10 protein-coding genes and 1 pseudogene are annotated in these 16,878 nt (G+C 71.2%); 3 read left to right on the forward strand and 8 right to left on the reverse strand.

From position 1 onward, the window contains the following. Positions 1–174: 174 nt before the first annotated feature. The 5 genes and pseudogenes from DMB66_RS39505 to DMB66_RS39525 form a co-directional block, all read right to left on the reverse strand. Positions 175–2,108 (reverse strand): annotated as a pseudogene (locus tag DMB66_RS39505) (acyl-CoA dehydrogenase family protein). Positions 2,109–2,181: 73 nt separating this feature from the next. Next, on the reverse strand, positions 2,182–4,101 hold the full coding sequence (locus DMB66_RS39510; RefSeq protein WP_125809239.1) for an ABC transporter ATP-binding protein: 1,920 nt from the start codon (positions 4,099–4,101) through the stop codon (positions 2,182–2,184). Next, positions 4,098–5,870, reverse strand: coding sequence for an ABC transporter ATP-binding protein (locus tag DMB66_RS39515; RefSeq protein WP_125809240.1), 1,773 nt, complete (start codon positions 5,868–5,870; stop codon positions 4,098–4,100). The genes DMB66_RS39510 and DMB66_RS39515 overlap by 4 nt, the downstream gene beginning before the upstream one ends. Before the next feature lie 62 nt (positions 5,871–5,932). Beyond that, positions 5,933–7,426 carry an alpha/beta hydrolase gene (locus tag DMB66_RS39520; RefSeq protein ID WP_125809241.1) on the reverse strand — a complete coding sequence of 498 codons (1,494 nt, stop codon included), beginning with the start codon at positions 7,424–7,426 and terminating at the stop codon, positions 5,933–5,935. 103 nt (positions 7,427–7,529) lie between these two features. Next, entirely contained in the window at positions 7,530–10,592 is a 3,063-nt protein-coding gene (locus DMB66_RS39525) for a M14 family metallopeptidase (protein WP_125809242.1), read from the reverse strand. 152 nt (positions 10,593–10,744) lie between these two features. Between DMB66_RS39525 and DMB66_RS39530 the strand changes: the two genes are divergently transcribed. Then, positions 10,745–11,872 carry a sorbosone dehydrogenase family protein gene (locus tag DMB66_RS39530; protein WP_199752894.1) on the forward strand — a complete coding sequence of 376 codons (1,128 nt, stop codon included), beginning with the start codon at positions 10,745–10,747 and terminating at the stop codon, positions 11,870–11,872. A gap of 26 nt (positions 11,873–11,898) precedes the next feature. On the opposite strand, the gene DMB66_RS39535 is transcribed toward DMB66_RS39530, so the two are convergent. The 3 genes from DMB66_RS39535 to DMB66_RS39545 form a co-directional block, all read right to left on the reverse strand. Further along, a complete protein-coding gene (locus DMB66_RS39535; protein WP_233625162.1) occupies positions 11,899–12,144 on the reverse strand; it encodes a hypothetical protein in 246 nt (81 codons plus the stop codon). A gap of 113 nt (positions 12,145–12,257) precedes the next feature. Further along, positions 12,258–12,566: a hypothetical protein gene (locus DMB66_RS39540; protein WP_125809243.1), complete on the reverse strand. Its 309-nt coding sequence runs from the start codon at positions 12,564–12,566 to the stop codon at positions 12,258–12,260. 27 nt (positions 12,567–12,593) lie between these two features. Then, complete coding sequence (locus DMB66_RS39545; protein WP_233625163.1) at positions 12,594–14,264, reverse strand: sodium:solute symporter family protein; 1,671 nt, start codon at positions 14,262–14,264, stop codon at positions 12,594–12,596. A 154-nt stretch (positions 14,265–14,418) separates the two neighbouring features. Between DMB66_RS39545 and DMB66_RS39550 the strand changes: the two genes are divergently transcribed. Together DMB66_RS39550 and DMB66_RS39555 are read left to right on the forward strand one after the other, a co-directional pair. Continuing rightward, positions 14,419–16,302 carry a Xaa-Pro dipeptidyl-peptidase gene (locus DMB66_RS39550; RefSeq protein WP_125809245.1) on the forward strand — a complete coding sequence of 628 codons (1,884 nt, stop codon included), beginning with the start codon at positions 14,419–14,421 and terminating at the stop codon, positions 16,300–16,302. A gap of 130 nt (positions 16,303–16,432) precedes the next feature. Beyond that, the gene (locus tag DMB66_RS39555; RefSeq protein ID WP_125809246.1) at positions 16,433–16,864 is read left to right on the forward strand and encodes a hypothetical protein; all 432 of its coding nucleotides are present in this window, start codon (positions 16,433–16,435) and stop codon (positions 16,862–16,864) included. Positions 16,865–16,878 lie beyond the last annotated feature (14 nt).

Raw genomic sequence — 16,878 nt, forward strand, 5'->3', positions numbered from 1 at the left:
TCCGTGCCGATGGGGTTGGCCCAGTGGTATGACACCACGCCCCGGGGGTCCGGCGCCGGACGGGTCGATCGCCCGCAACCTCGACTTCGCCCGCAGCACCGCGCGCGCTTGCGCCGCGCACTCCCGGGCGGGCTGCTCGGCCTCCGCGTGGTCCGGAGCGATTCCGCGAGGTGATCAGGTGGCGGGCGGGATCCGGCGGCGGACGTCCTCCGCCGTCGCCGGGCCCGGCTGCCAGGCCGCCACCCAGGCCCCGTCGGGCGATCGCGGGACGAGGCCCTGCTCCAGGAAGGCGTAGCGCCCGTCCAGGACGCGCTGCGCCGCCTTCACGTCCAGCGAGTCGGTGTTGTCCCAGAGCGCGGCGAACAGCGCCTCCACCCGGAGCCGGGACTGCTGGCAGAAGAGGTCGGCCAGCTCCCTGCCCGCCGGCTGGTCCTGCCGTTCCGCGTGGGCCCGCACGCACACGGCCGACATGGCGAACAACTCGGCGCCGATGTCGACGATCCGGCCGAGGAAGCCCTGCTTGTGCTCCATCTTGCCCTGCCAGCGCGACATCGCGTAGAACGTCGACCGGGCCAGCCGCCGCGAGGCGCGCTCGACGTACCTCAGGTGCCGGGCCAGCGGACCGAACTCCTCGAAGCCGTTCGGTGCCTGGCCGCGACCGACCGTCAGGGTGGGCAGCCACCGCGCGTAGAAGGCGCCGGCCCGCGCGCCGGCGCGCACCTTCTGGCCCAGCCCGGCCTCCGGGTCGATGATGTCGCCGGCGACCGACAGGTGCGCGTCGACCGCCTCGCGGGCGATGAGCAGGTGCATGATCTCCGTGGAGCCCTCGAAGATGCGGTTGATCCGCAGGTCCCGGAGGACCTGCTCGACCTCGACCGCGCGTTCGCCGCGGGCCGCCTGCGACGCGGCCGTCTCGTAGCCCCGGCCGCCCCGGATCTGGAGCAGCTCGTCGGCGACCTGCCAGGCCAGCTCGCTGGCGAAGAGCTTGATCAGCGCGGCCTCGATCCGGATGTCGTTGCGGTCGTCGTCGGCGATGGCGCAGCAGAGGTTGAGCGTGGACTCCAGCGCGTACGTCGTGGCCGCGATGAAGGCGATCTTCGTTGCGACGGCCTCGTGCTGCCCGACCGCGCGCCCCCACTGCACCCGCTCGGCCGACCATTCGCGGGCGGCGGCCAGCGACCACTTCGCCGCGCCGACGCACATCGCGGGCAGGGACAGCCGGCCGGTGTTGAGCGTGGTCAGCGCGATCTTGAGGCCCTTGCCGAGACCACCGATGACGTTCTCGGCCGGCACGAAGACGTCGTGGAACCGGGTCACGCTGTTTTCCAGGCCGCGCAGGCCGAGGAACTCGTTGCGCCGCTCCACCGTGATGCCGGGGGCGTCGCCCTCCACCACGAACGCGGTGATGCCCTTGCCGGGCACCCGGGCCATCACGACCAGCAGGGTCGCCACCGTGCCGTTGGTGGCCCAGAGCTTCACGCCGTTGAGCCGGTAGCCGCCCTCGACGGGCTCGGCGACGGTGCCCAGCCGCGCCGGGTCGGAGCCGACGTCCGACTCGGTGAGCAGGAACGCGGACACCTCACCCGCCGCCAGCCGGGGCAGGAACGCCTGCTTCTGCGCGGGCGTACCGAAGATCTTGAGCGGCTGCGGCACGCCGATCGACTGGTGCGCGGACAGCAGCGCGCCGACGGCGGGACTCACCGAGCCGATGAGCTCCAGCGCCTTGCAGTAGTGCAGGTTGGAGAGCCCGAGGCCGCCGTACTCCTTGTCGATCTTCATGCCGAACGCGCCGAGCCGGGCGAGGCCGTGGAAGACGTCGTCGGGGATCCTGGCCTCGCGCTCGATGCGTGGCCCGTCCACCTCCGCCCGGAGGTAGGCCTCCAGCTTGGCGAGGAACTCCTCCGCGTCGGGGCGCGGCTCCGCGACGGGCCAGGGATCGATCAGGTCGAGCCGGAACCGCCCGAGGAACAACTCCTTGCCGAAGCTCGGCTTGCGCCACTCGGACTGGCGAGCCTCCTCGGCCACCTTGCGCGCCTGCTTCTCCGAGACATCGGCCGGTTTGGTCACGGCTTACCCCCTACACCCGAAGGTACGGCTGGTATCCCCACTCCCCGCGGAGCGGCCTGTAGCAGCCACGCTACCCAGCGGTGTTACCGCTGGGTAGCCCCCCGGCGATGTCGATCACTGCGGAGCGGCCCAGGTGGAGAACATCGCCGCGTAGCGTCCGCCGGCCGCCACCAGTTCCTCGTGGCTTCCCGATTCCACGATGCGGTGGTCGTCGACCACGATGATCCGGTCCGCGCGCATCGCCGTGGACAGCCGGTGGGCCACCAGGATCGCCGTGCGGCCCTCCAGGAGCCGGTCCAGGGCCGCCTCCACCCGCAGTTCGCTGCGCAGGTCCAGGCTCGACGTCGCCTCGTCCAGCACCACCACCCGGGGTTCGGCCAGGAAGGCTCGGGCCAGCGCCAGCAGTTGCCGCTCGCCGGACGACACCGACTGGCCTCGTTCGTGCAGTGCGGTCCGCAGCCCTTCCGGGGAGCGTTCCACCAGGTCACGCAGGCCGACCGCGTCGACAGCGGCCCACACCTGGGCGTCGGTGGCCGCCGGGCGGGCGAAGGCGATGTTGTCGCGCAGCGTGCCGGCGAACAGGAACGGTTCCTGCGGCACCACGCCGATCTGCCGGCGCAGCGAGGCCAGGGTCACCTCCCGCAGGTCGTGGCCGTCGATCCGGATGCTGCCCCCGGTCGGGTCGTAGAGGCGGGTGACCAGTTTGGCCAGGGTGGACTTGCCCGCGCCGGTCGGGCCGACGCACGCCACCGTCTCCCCCGGACGGATCCGCAGGTCCACGTGGCTGAGCACCGGGCGGTCCGGGAGGTAGCCGAACGTGACGTCGGCGAAGACGATCTCGCCGCGTACCGGTGGCAGGTCCACCGCTGCCGGGAGCTGGACCACCGACGGTCGCGCGGCCAGCAGGCCGTTGATCTTTCCGACCGCCGCGCGGGCCTGCTGGTAGGAGGTGTAGAGCTGGACCAGTTGCTGCACCGGCTGGAAGAAGGCGTTCAGGTAGAGGACGAAGGCGGTCAGTTCGCCGATGGTCAGGGCACCGCGCAGCACCATGCGGCCACCGATCAGCAGCAACGCCGCCATCCCGAGCAGGCCGATCACCGAGGTGCCGGGGCCGTAGATCGCGTTGATCCGGCCGGTGAAGTCGTTGGCGTCGCGATATCCGCCGACCACCTCGCGGTGCGCCACGATGTTGCGGTCCTGCCGGTTGTGCGCGGTGACCACCCGGACGCCGTTGAGGCTCTCGGACAGGTCGGCGAACATCGCCGCGATGGCGTCGCGCTGGCGGTTGTAGCCGTGGTCGGCGGCCCGGCGGAACCACAGCGAGGCGATCAGCAGCGGCGGCACGACCAGCAGCAGCGTGATGACGGCGAGCCCGGCGTTGTAGTGGAACAGCACGCCGGTGACCACGACCATGGTCAGCGCCTGGATGCCGAACTGGGCGAAGCCGTCGGCCAGCAGCGACTGCAGCGCCTCCACGTCGGAGGTCATCCGGGTCATGGTGACGCCGGCCTTCTCGCTGGTGTAGTAGTCCAGCGACATGCGCTGCAGGTGGGCGAAGATCCGGGTGCGCAGGTCCCGGGTGGCGGAGGCGGCGAGCCGGCCGCTCTGCCGCATCCGGATCGTGGTGGCCAGGCCGGTCGCCAGCACCGCCACGATGAAGGCGACCGCGGCGCCGACCAGCACGTTCAGGTTCCTCGCCGCGATGCCGTGGTCGATGCCGACCTGCAGCAGGAACGGCCCGGCCTGCAGCAGGAGGGTCTCCAGCAGGACCGCCAGCAGGGCCGCGACGAGCACGCCGGGGTGGCCGGCGACCAGCCGCCGCAGGGTGACCCGGCCGCCGCCGTCGGCGACCGGGTCGAACGGCGCCCGCGGGTCGCCGTGGTCGGGCTCCCGCGCCTCGAGCCTGGCGACGCCCTCGGCCAGGTCGGACGGGATGCCGGCGAACGGCAGCCCGTTGCCCTTGCGGCCGGCCACCCCCATCGACGGCCGCCCACCGCTGCTGAACCCCCCGAAACCACCCCCGAAGACACTCACGCCGCCACCGACCCGGCGTCGGTGGCGGAGGCGAGGACGCCGGCGTAGCGGGGCTCGGTGGCGAGCAGCGAGGAGTGGGTGCCGTCCGCGATCACCCGGCCGCCCTCCATCAGCACCACCCGGTCGGCCAGGCTGATCGTGGAGAGCCGGTGCGCGACGATCAGCGTCGTCCGGCCCCGCATCAGAGCGCGCAGCGAGGAGTGGATGCGCTGCTCGACCGTCACGTCGATGGCGCTGGTCGCGTCGTCGAGCACCAGCACCGGCGGGTTCACCAGCAGCGCCCGGGCGATCGCGACGCGCTGGCGCTGCCCGCCGGAGAGCGTGTAGCCGCGTTCGCCGACCACCGTGTCGTACCCCTCCGGCAGCGCGGCGATGAAATCGTCCGCCCCGGCCGCCACCGCCGCCGCGACCACCGACTCGCGGTCGGCCGCCGGGCGACCGTACGCGATGTTGTCGTGCAGGGAGAGCGAGAAGAGGAACGGTTCGTCGGGCACGATGCCGACCTGGTCGCGCAGCCCGGCCAGCCGCAGGCCGCGCACGTCGTGCCCGTCGATGCTGATCCGGCCGGCGCCGACGTCGTAGAACCGGGCGAGCAGCCGGCCCAGGGTCGACTTGCCGGAGCCGGTGGCGCCGACGACGGCGACCGTCTCGCCGGAGCGCACCCGCAGGTTCAGGCCGTCGAGGGCGACCGTGCCGTTCGGGTACGTGAACCGGACGTCGCTGAAGGACACGTCTCCCCGCAGCACCACGTCGACCGGCTCGGGCGGGTCCACCACCTCGCTGGGCGTGTCCAGGATCTCGTAGATGCGCGAGGCCGACGCCGACGCCCGCTGGCCCATCATGATCATCATGCCGAGCATCCGGAAGGGTGGCTGCAGCATGAGCACGTAGGAGTTGAACGCCACGATCGCGCCCACCGTGGTCTCGCCGCGGATCACCAGGATCCCGCCGAAGAGCAGGACCAGGGCCAGCCCGAGCCGCGGCAGGTTGTCCAGCACCGGCGTCCACCGGCTGCGGATCCGGGCGTCCTGCAGGTAGGCCCAGCGGATCCGGTCGGCCGCCTCGGCGAGGGTGCGCAGCTGGCGCCCCTCGGCGGCGAAGGCCTTGACGATCCGCACGCCCTGGATGTTCTCGTCGACCACGGTGGCGAGCCGGGCCAGCCGGGCCTGGATCAGCCAGGAGACCGGGAAGATCGCCTTGCGCATGCCGAGGCCGAGGAAGCCGATGATCGGCATGGTGGCCATCGCGACGATCGCCAGCGGCACGTTGATCGACAGCATCAGGACGAACGCGACCACCGCGATCAGGCACTGCACCAGGATCGACGGGCCGAAGGAGAGATACATCTGCACGGCGCGGATGTCGGAGCTGGACCGCGACATCAGCTCACCCGACTGGACCCGGTCGAAGAAGCCGAACGGCATCCGGGCCAGGTGGGCGTAGACGATGTTGCGCAGGTCGTATTCCAGCTCGTACGCGGTGCGCAGCAGGTAGAGCCGGGCGAAGTAGGTGATCACGCCCTGCAGCAGGGCCAGGGCGACGATCCACCAGACGTAGACCGGCAGGCTCGCGGTGCGCTCGACGATCGCCCGGTCGATGCCGATCCGGACCAGGTTCGGGATCTGCACCTGCACGATCAGCCCGGCGAAGGAGAGCACGAGCGAGGTGATCAGCAGGCCGCGGTGGGCCTTGACCAGGGGCAGCGCCCGGCGCAGCCAGGACTTGCGCTGGTCGGGGTCGATGGCCGCGCGGGGCGCGCGGCGGCTCAACAGCGAGCCGGGGCGAGGGCGGAAGAATCGGACACGGCGCCTCCTCCGGTTACTTAGCCAGGCTAACGATACCTCCGTCCCAGCGCAATGGCGCCGACGCCCGCGGCCTTCGGCTCCGTGCCCGGGCAGGCGGTCCCCGCGGCCGGCGGTCGGACGGTCAGCAGGTAGCGGTCCACCGCCCCGGTCACGCAGGCGGTGCGGCCATAGATCGTGTGCCCCCAGCCCTCGTAGGTCAGCAGGGACGCCCGCGGGCCGAGCTGGGCGGCGACGTGCCGGGCCCAGGCGTACGGGGTGGCCGGGTCGTGCCGCGCGTTGACCAGCAGCACCGGGCCGGTCCGCGCCGGGGACAGCGCCCGTTGCGGATTGGCCGTGCCACCGGGGCGGCCCAGGCACCCGTAGAGCGAGGTGAGCGCGAGCGGGGAGAAGGGCATCTGCGGCGAGGTGGCGGCGACCCGGTCGAGCCGGGCGCGCAGGTCGGCGTACCCGGCCACCGGCATGGACCAGTCGGCGCAGAAGACGGCGTGGAAGTTGTGCTCGCTGACGTCGACCGGGGCCGCCCGGGCCAGCCTGGTCCCCGCGCCGCCCGCCGCCTCCCTGATGAAGATCCCGAGCGAGTGCCACTGCGGGTCGTACATCGAGCCGAAGGCGACGCCGACGAGCTCGTGGAAGCTCAGCCGGTACGCCGTGTCGTACGGGTCCCGCAGCGTGCCGCGCCGGGCGGAGGCGAGCAGGCCGGCCCAGAGTTTCCGCACGTCCTGGCCGTGCAGCGCGCACTCGGTGCGGCGCGCGCACCAGGCGACGAACTCGTCGAACGAGTCCTGGGCCGTCGCGGCCTCGGCGCTGAGGAAGCCGTCGAGGTCGACGGTGTGGTCCATGACGCTGTCCAGCACCATCGCGCGGATCCGCTGCGGGTAGCGCTCGGCGTACTGCTCGCCGAGCAGCGTGCCGTACGAGGCGCCGTAGAAGCTGAACGTCTCCTCGCCCAGCGCGGCCCGCAGCGCCTCCAGGTCCCGCACCACGCTGAGCGTGTCCACGTGCCCGTAGAGCGGGCCGGTGCGCGCGGCGCAGTCGGCGGCGAGCCGGCGGTTGTACGCGACGACGGTGTCGTACGCCGCGGCGCTGTCGATCGCCGGGGGCGGGGCGGCGGTCAGCACCGTCGTGGTGCAGACGACGGGGTGGCTGCGGGAGACCCCGCGCGGATCGAAGCCGACGATGTCGAAGCGCTTGCGCAGCTCCGCGCTGAAGAACGAGGTGCTGTCCAGGGTGAAGTCGACACCCGAACCGCCGGGTCCGCCCGGGTTGACCACGAGCGTGCCGATCCGGTTCCGCGGGTCGGCGGCCGGGCGGCGGGCCAGCGCGATCGCCACCGACGGCCCGTACGGCTGCGCCCAGTCGATGGGGACGCTCAGCGTGGCGCACTGGGCGGTCTTGTCCTCCGGGCACGGCGTCCACTGCGGCACTCCCGCGCGCACCGCGTGCGCGGGGGTCGCTACCGAGGCCACCGCTGCCAGGACAGTGAGGAACGCGGCCAGGATCGGCCGGGTCTTTGCTCGCACCGGTTGTCTCTCCGCCCTGCCCGGCAGGCGCGCCGCGCGCCTCCTGTCTAGAGCAAGCGCGCGGCGCGATCTGCGGTTCTGGCGGTTTACCTCCGAAAGAGGATTACCTCCTCAGGTGGCGCAGGGCCCGGCGGACCAGGTCCGCCCGCTCGGTCACGGACAGCCCCTCGATGCCGAATCCCAGGTAGACGCTGTCCGTGGTGGTCACGGCGGCGCCGGAGTCGAAGGCGAGCTGGCTGCGCGCCCAGTCGTTGCTGTTGCGACCCGAGCCCGGGGGCGGCCCGGCGACGGTCCAGCCGCCGAGGTCCGTCTCGAACGAGGTCTGCTGCGCCACCGCGCCGCCGACCTCGACCCGGACGTTGTCCAGGAAGACGCCGAGGCCCTGGGTGCCCCAGTCCGACATGTAGGAGATCGACAGTTCGACCTGCTTGCCCGCGTAGGCGCTCAGGTCGGCGTCGAACTCCTTCCAGCCGGAGCTGGTGCCGGTCGCCGCGTTCCAGGTGCCCGTGGTGCCGGTCGCGGAGCAATCCGCACCCTGGTAGTGGAGCAGGAACGGGTGGATCGTGTCGATGTCGGCCGCGCAGCTGTCACCGGTCTCGGTGGTGGTCAGCCCGCCCGCGTCCGGCAGCGTCGTCCAGTCGTCGGTGCCCACGACGTGCGCCTCGACGAACATGTAGTCCCAGCCCGCCTCGGTGTCGAACGAGGTCTGGAACTTCAGGCGCGCGGCGGTCGCCGCCGTCAGATCGACGGTCTTGGTGAGCCGCTTGTACGACACGTCCGACTGCCCGCTCCACAGATACCAGTCGCCGTCGTACGGGTCGTACGGCGCGGCGCCGGGCAGCTGCCAGGTGATCGGGGCGTTCGAGTTGCCGAACTGCGGGAACTTGTCGTTCGGCAGGAAGCTCGCCGTGGTCAGGAGCAACGCGGTGTGGTTACCGGTCGGCGTGGCGCTGAAGCCGGCGAAGGGCCCCTCGGTGCCGACCAGCGGGAGCGGCGTGCCGGCCGGACTCGTGCCGCCGTCACTGACGTACGAGTACGCGCCCAGCCAGTACTGCTGGAAATCGTTCCCCAGCGGCAGACAGGTCGGGTCGGTCGCCGAGAGGCACTCGCCCGGTCCGTTGGGCTGATACACGTAGGCACCGTTGGCGGCCTGGGCGAACCCGGCGTACTTGCCGCTGAGCAGCAGCTTGCCGCCCTCGTTCTGGTAGTCCCGGATCGCCTGCTCGGTCTCCAGGGCCGAGCGGGCAACCGTGCCGCCCGGCTGACCCGGCGCGCGCGGGATGATGTCGTCACCGGTCTCCCACAGCACGGTCTTGTAGTGCGAGAGCACGCCGAGCGGGTGCGGCGCCTTGCGGCCGCGGGTGTCCATGTCGTAGACGTCGGCCGAGCGGCCGGCGCTCTTGAGGGCCGCGACGTGCGCGGCGGCATACCGGGCGCTGGTCGCGCCGTCGGTGTTGGCCGGCGAGATGCCGGTGACGTCCTCGGCGGCGAGCACCAGCACGTCACCGCCGATCTTGTCGGCGACGGTGTAGGTGAAGGGCGCCGACTTGATCGTCTTGCGGCCGTTGCGGGCGGTGAACCAGACCTGCACCTTGTCCTTGGCCCGGGCCTTGGTCACGGTGCCGCGGCGCTCGGCGAAGTATTCGTCGACGCCGTCGCCGTAGCGCTCGCCGCCGCGCCATTCCCTGGTCCCGTCGGTGCGCTCACGCCCACCGTTGATCTTGTAGTGCAGGGTGACGTCGCGCAGGCTGCGCTTGGCGACCACGGCGACCTGCTGGCTCGAGCCGTACGAGGTGTCGAACGCGTCCACGGTCAGGTCGGCGGTGCTGCGCCCGACCACCGAGACCGGGTTGGCCGGGTCCTTGGCCGACTGGGCGACCGAGAGCGCGAACGGCACGTTCTTGACGAACTCCTCCTGGATCAGCTTCTCGTCGTCCGGGAAGTTGAAGCCGCTCTGGCAGTCCGCCGCGTTCCACTGGTCGTCCGGATACTTGTTGGAGATCGTCTCGCAGGTGCTCATCTCCGGGGTGAACCCGAGCGCGCCGGTGCGCACCTGGGCGTGGTAGTCCGTGTCACCGTTGGTGATGTAGAGCTCGGCCGAGATGTCCGGGTCGTAGCCGGGCACGGCCGGGTTCGCGTCGTCGCCGGCCAGGGCGATCTGAATCTGGTCGTCCGGGCTGGGCGTGTTGACCTGCCAGCCGATGCCGTAGAGCAGCAGCTCGGCGGCCGAGTGGTAGTTCACCAGGAACTCGAAGCCGACCCGCTTGAACAGGGCGTCGAGCGCCTTGGTCTCGGGCTCGGAGGCAGCGCTCGGGCCGCGGTAGGTCTCGCTGGACGGGTCAGGCGACGAGCCCTCGTTGTCGTAGCCCCACTTCTCCGCGAAGTTGCGGTTGAGGTCGACACCATCGCCCAGGGTGATCTCGCCGTCGCCGTTGTTGTCGCGCAGGTTCTTGCGCCAGAGCCGGTTGTCCTCGCTGGTGAAGGTGAAGTCGTAGCCGTCCGGGTTGACGACCGGCAGGAACCACAGCTCGGTGGTGTTGAGCAGCTTGGTCAGCGCCGGGTCGGTGCCGTAGCCGTCGATGACGTGGTGCATCAGGCGCCGGGTCATCTCGGGGGTGATCCACTCACGGGCGTGCTGCGCGCCGAGGTAGAGCGCCGCGGGGCGGCGCCCGTCAGGCACGACCCGCGCGTCGCGGGTCACCTTCACGGCCTGGATGGGTACGCCGCGCAGCGACTTGCCGACCGTGACCAGCTTGGCCAGGCGCGGGTTGCGGGCGGCGGTCTCGGCCAACTCCTGCCGGATGCCGCCGGGCGCGTTGTACTGCCGGAAGACGGTCGGTGCGGCGGCGGCCTGCTTGCGCATCGCCGTGGTGGTCCGCTTCGGGGTCAGCGGCACGCCGGCCTTGATCAGGGCGTCGGCCTGACTCTTGCCGAGAATGGGCTGCACGGTCACTTTGCCGTCGGCCGCGGCGGTCACGGCACTTTCATCGTGATCGATGCCGATGGCGCGGAGGCGCTCGAGCTGTTTCGCGTCGAGGGTGCCGACGTACACCTGGAGGTGATCGTCGGCTGGTATGGCGGCCGCCGGCGCGATCCCTGACAGGACCGCGGCGGCCACTGTCAGAAGAGATAACGCGCAGGCGGTAGCCCGGCGGGCTGAGTTCATGGCGTGAGCCTCCATGGGTGGGAAGGTCGTGTGTGGACCCTCTCGGCCGTCGACGGAGACTGTCAAGCATGCACCTGTCTGTATCGGTGACGAATTGATAACGGCCCGCACCCATTCAGCTTTCTCTCAGAAAGGCGAGGCACGGTGGGCGGATGTCAACCGCCAATCGGACGAGTAAGCGCTGGAAACTGGCCATGACTGCCGCCGGCGCGGCACTGCTGACCGCCTGCTCCAGCAACGAGCCGACGGCCGCGCCCGAGCCCCGGGACATCCCGGCCGCCTCCGACGCGCCCTCCTCGGCCGCGCCGTCCACCGGCGGCGGCACCCCCGACCTGAACGCGCCGGAGACCGTCGCGACCGGCATCGACGTGCCGTGGGGACTGGCCTTCCTGCCCGACGGCAGCGCCCTGGTCGCCGAGCGGGACAGCGGCGACGTGCTGCGGGTGCGGACCGGCCGGACGAAGCCGCAACGGGTCTTCACGGTGCCGGGCGTCTCGGCCGATGGCGAGGGTGGCCTGCTCGGCCTGGCCGTCGCCGCGGACTACGCCGAGACCGAGTGGGTGTACGCGTACTACACCGCCGAGGACGACAACCGGATCGTGCGATTCAAGATCGACGGCGGGGCCCCGGAGGTGATCTTCGACGGGATCGACAAGGCCGGCATCCACAACGGCGGCCGGATCGCCTTCGGCCCCGACAAGATGCTCTACGTGGGCACGGGCGACGCGGGCGACGGCTCCGAATCACAGGACGCGGGCGACACCAACGGCAAGATCCTGCGGCTCACTCCCGAGGGCCGGCCGGCGCCGGGCAACCCGACGGCCGGCTCGCCGGTCTGGAGCCTGGGACACCGCAACGTGCAGGGCCTCGCCTGGACGGCGGACGGCACGATGTACGGCGTCGAGTTCGGCCAGAACCGCTTCGACGAGGTCAACAAGATCGAGCCGGGCGGCAACTACGGCTGGCCCGAGGTCGAGGGCAAGGGCGGCGGCCGCTCGTACCTCGATCCGATCGTGACCTGGGGCACCGACGAGGCCTCCCCGTCCGGGGCGGCGATCGTCGGCGACACCCTGTACGCCGCCGGCCTGCGCGGGGAGCGACTATGGACCGTGCCGCTCGGCGGCGGCGAGCCCAAGGCGGAATTGTCCGGACGGTACGGACGGCTACGAACCGTAGCCGTCGCGCCGGACGGCGCCTTGTGGCTCACCACCTCGAACAGAGACGGCCGCGGCGACGTACAGGATGGCGACGACAGGATTTTGCGCTTCCCGGCTCGGTGAGCTTTCGAGCCGGGAAGCTGTGGACACTATTTCGGCGGGAGCAGCGGCAAGCTGGAGATCACCGCGGCGTATTGGGCGATCTGCTTCCCGTTCGGCACCACGCCGACACTTCGAAGCTGATCCTGGATGGCCTGCGCGATCGCATCCTCGGACTGGCCGCGATGCGTCTGCATGACCTTGTTGACCGCATAGTCAACGCGAAGCTGCATCTGCCAGCCAATGGGCCGTTGACCTGCGCCACTGGCAAGGCTTACTGAGGCGAGGGGTTCCATGCCACGAGTATCGGAAGCTCCCCCGGTGAATCGGAAGGTCGGGGCGGGGGTGCAACCAGGTTGCACCCGAGCCGCACCGCCCTCTCCGTCGAACGGACGGCCGCGGTGGCCGTTCAGTCGCCCGTGGGCTCCCGCGGACCGGCTTCGTCGGCCGGATCCCGGGTCGCGCGCACCTCGGCCGGCCGCCACCGGAGCCAGAGCAGGAAGAACGCGCCGAGCGCCAGCATGGCCAGGCCCATCCAGAGGTTGATCCGGACACCCTGCGCCTTGCTGATCTCCGCGCCGCTGTCGAAGACGCCCAGCAGCGTGACGATCGTCCCGTAGACCACGAACAGCCCGCCGATCACCCGGCGCACGTCGAACAGCCGCGCCGCGGCCGACACCTTCTCCAGATCCTCCGGACCGTTGGTCTCCTCGGACATGACGACTCCTCTCGTGGCTCGCGCCGGTCACCAGACGGGGATGTAGAGCAGGAAGGCCAGCGCCACGGCGATCCCGCCGAGCAGGGCCGGGTTGCGCCACCAGACCTTGTCCCCGGCCAGGATCACCTCGCCCGAGGCCGAGGTGCCGCCCAGGCCGTAGACCAGGCCGCGCAGTTCGTTCTCCGGCTTGGACTCGGTCACCAGGGTCACCAGGACCGCGATCGCCACGGCGGTGAAGAACGCCAGGCCCGCGCCCCAGAAGCTCTCCTCCAGGTCGGAGTTGAAGGTGACCACGTCGGCCAGGTAGAGCAGGTAGAGCGTGAGCGACGACGCCGTGCCCAGCAGCAGGGACCAGAAGCCGGCCCAGGCGGTCATCCGCTTCCAGAACATGCCCACGATGAAGGTCGCGAACAGCGGGGCGTTGAAGAGCGAGAACAGCACCTGGATGTAGTTCATGATGTTGTTGAAGCTGGCCGCGATGAACGCGGTGCCGATGCCGACGACGATGCCGCCGACGGTGGCGATCCGGCCGATCCGCAGGTAGTAGTCGTCGGAGCGGCCCTTGCGGATGTACGTCTGCCAGATGTCGTAGGTGAACACGGTGTTGAAGCCGCTCACGTTGGCGGCCATGCCGGCCATGAACGAGGCGATCAGGCCGGTCACCGCGACCCCGAGCACGCCGTTGGGCAGCAGGTCGCGCATCAGCAGCGGAATGGCGTTGTTGTAGACGAGGTCACCCTCCTCGGCGCCGAGTCCCTTGACCGTGATGATGGCGATCAGGCCGGGTATCACCGTGACCACCGGGATGAGCAGCTTCGGGAACGCGCCGATGATCGGGGTGCGGCGGGCGGCGCTCATGTCCTTGGCCGAGAGCGCCCGCTGGACCTCGGCGAAGTTCGTCGTCCAGTAGCCGAACGAGAGTACGAAGCCGAGGCCGAAGACGATGCCGATCCAGTTGGCGCCCAGCGGGTTGGCCGAGCTCGCCGTGCCCTGCCAGGTGTGCAGGGCCGCGTCGCCGAGCTTGCTGTCGCGGACCGCGTCGAACAGGCCGTCGATGCCGCCGACCTTGACCAGGCCGACGACGGTGATCGGGATCAGGCCGGCCAGGATGACGAAGAACTGCAGCACCTCGTTGTAGATCGCCGAGGAGAGCCCGCCGATGCCGATGTAGGTCAGCACGATCGCCGCGCCGATCACGATCGACAGCCAGAGCGGCCAGCCGAGCAGCGCGTCCAGGACCAGCGCCAGGGCGTACAGGTTGACGCCCGCGATCAGCACCTGGGCGATCGCGAAGCTGAGCGCGTTGAACAGGTGGGTCGGCCGGTTGAACCGCAGCCGCAGGAACTCGGGGACGCTGCGGACCTTGGAACCGTAGTAGAAAGGCATCATCACGATGCCGAGGAAGACCATGGCCGGCACGGCGCCGATCCAGTAGTAGTGCAGGGTCATCAGGCCGTACTGGGCGCCGTTGGCCGCCATGCCGATGATCTCGAGGGCGCCGAGGTTGGCCGAGACGAACGCCAGGCCGGTGACCCAGGCGGGCATCGATCTGCCGGAGAGGAAGAAGTCGGCGCTGGTCTTGATCGCCCGGCGGGCGGCGAAGCCGACACCCAGGACGGTCGCGAAGTAGATCGCGAGGATCAGGTAGTCGAATACGTCGAGATCGAGCCGTAGCCCTTCAGCCGCGAGCGTCTCCACGGGCACCTCCTGTTGCGGTCGCTGTGGCCGGTACCCGTGGCGAAGATCCTTCACACCTGCCCGTCCCCGGCGGATAAATCGACGGTCGTCCTTCTCCGGGGGCCGGCCGTGCGATCGAATGGCATAGATGTCCGTCGGCACTGGAAGGACCGCCATGCCTCTTGCCGTACCCCGAGCCCTGCTTGTCGCTCTTGTCACGCTCGCCGGTCTCCTGAGCGTGCCCGCGCCCGCCTCGGCCGCACCCCCGCTGCCCTTCGTGCGCGGCGGGCAGACCGTGCCCGTCTACGACTACGCCGATGCGATCCGCGAGAGCGTGTGGGTGCAGACCCCCACCGACGCCGACCAGGACGGCGTGCCCGACCGGGTCGCGGTCGACCTGGTCCGCCCGCGCACGGCGCCGGGCGTCAAGGTCCCGGTGATCATGGATGCCTCGCCCTACTACGCCTGCTGCGGTCGCGGCAACGAGGGCGAGCTCAAGGAGTACGACGCGCAGGGCGTGATCAGCAAGGCACCGCTCTTCTACGACAACTACTTCGTGCCCCGCGGGTACGCGTTCGCCGCCGTCGACCTGAGCGGCACCAACCGCTCGACGGGCTGCGAGGACGTCGGCGGGCCGGCCGAGGTGGCCGGCGCCCGGGCGGCGGTCGACTGGCTCAACGGCCGCGCGAAGGGCTTCGCCGCCGACGGCACGCCGGTCTCGGCCCGGTCCTGGAGCACCGGCAAGGTCGGCATGATCGGCAAGTCCTGGGACGGCTCGGTGGCCAACGGCGTCGCCGCGACCGGGGTCCGCGGCCTGGAGACGATCGTGCCGATCTCGGCCATCTCCAGCTGGTACGACTACATGCGGTACAACGGCTCGCTGCGCGCCTCGGGCTACCCGGGCTACCTGCAGCAGGTGGTCAGCGACCGGCTCGCCGAGTGCACGGCGGTGACCTCCTCGCTGGCCACCGACAGCGCGGACGACACCGGTGACTACAACGCGTTCTGGCGGGCCCGCGACTACCGCCCGGCGGCCGGCCGGGTGCACGCGAGCGTCTTCGTGGTGCACGGCGTGAACGACCTCAACGTGACCACCCCGCAGTTCGCCGCGTGGTGGCAGGAACTGGCCGAGCAGGGCGTGCCGCGCAAGATCTGGCTGCACCGCACCGGTCACGTGGACCCGTTCGACGTGCGCCGCGCGGAGTGGGTGGCCACCCTGCACCAGTGGTTCGACTACTGGCTGCAGGGCCTGCGCAACGGCGTGCTGGCCGCGCCGCGGGCGACCATCGAGACCGCGCCCGGCGTCTTCACCCAGGCCCGGGACTGGCCGCTGCCCGGCACCCGGAAGGTGAGTGTGCCGCTCGGGGCGGGGACTGCCTCGTACACCGACGCCTCGCTGACCGAGGACGCGGCCGTGGCCTCGCCATCCACCGAGGTCGCGGGCCGGCTCGCCCTGCTGTACGGGCCGCTGACAGCGCCGCTGCGCATCTCCGGCTCGCCCTCGGTGCGGTTGCGGGTCCGGGTGGACCGCCCGACCACCCAGCTCACCGCCCGGCTGGTCGACTACGGCACGGCCACCCGGGTCGACTACGACCGCGGTGAAGGCGTCCGGACGCTGACCACGGAATCCTGCTGGGGAGCATCGACGCCGGCCGACGACGCCTGCTACTTCGACGTGGCCGAGCGGGTGGTGACCACCGACCACGAGGTGCTGACCCGGGGCTGGCTGGACGCGGCGCACCACGTGTCGCTGCGCTTCACCACGCCGCTGCGGCCGGGCCGCTGGTACACGGTGACGGTCCCGGTCAGCGCCTATGACGTGACGGTGCCGGCCGGGCACACGCTGGGCCTGATCCTGACCCAGAGCGACCCGGAGTTCACCGAGGCGCCGAACACCGGGGCGACCGTCACGGTCGACCTGGCCGCCAGCCGGCTGACCCTGCCGGTCACCGGTCGCGCCACCCTCGCACCGGCGCCCGCCGACGCGACGATCGTCACCACACCGGTCTCCCCGGCGGATCGCCGGACGCGGCCGCACCGCCTGCAGCTGCCGCAGTAGTCACTCCGTCGATCCGGCGCGCCGCCGTCTCAGCCACGCGCGGCGCGCCGGTCGATGAGGGTTTCGAGGCCGTCGAGGATGCGGTTCAGGCCGGGAGCGCTTCGCGGATCAGGGCTGGGCGGTGCCGAGCATGCTGCCCGCCCTGGAGCAGGCCGACGACCTGTACTTCGACCAGATCTGCCGGGTGGACATCAAGCCGTGGTCGCGGGGGCGCGTCGCCCTGGTCGGGGACGCGGCCTGCGGCGCGACCATCGGCGGCATGGGCACCGGTACGGGGCTGGTGGCGGCCTACACACTCGCGGGCGAACTGGCCGCGGCGGGCGGCGACCACACCGTGGCCTTCCCGCGCTACGAGGCCCGGCTCGGCTCGTTCGCCCGGCGCGCGCAGCGGGGCGGCGCGGGCACCGGCCGGTTCCTCGCCCCGCGTACGGCGCGCGGCCTCGCGATCCGCAACTGGCTGCACAACCAGGGCTGGTTCCGGACGCTGACCTACAAGATCGCCGGCGAGCGCAGCGCCGGCATCGACCTGCCGGACTACGCCCGGTACGCCGTCCGGTCGTGACCGGCGGGGCAGCC

It is taken from the genome of Actinoplanes sp. ATCC 53533 (genome assembly GCF_003947245.1).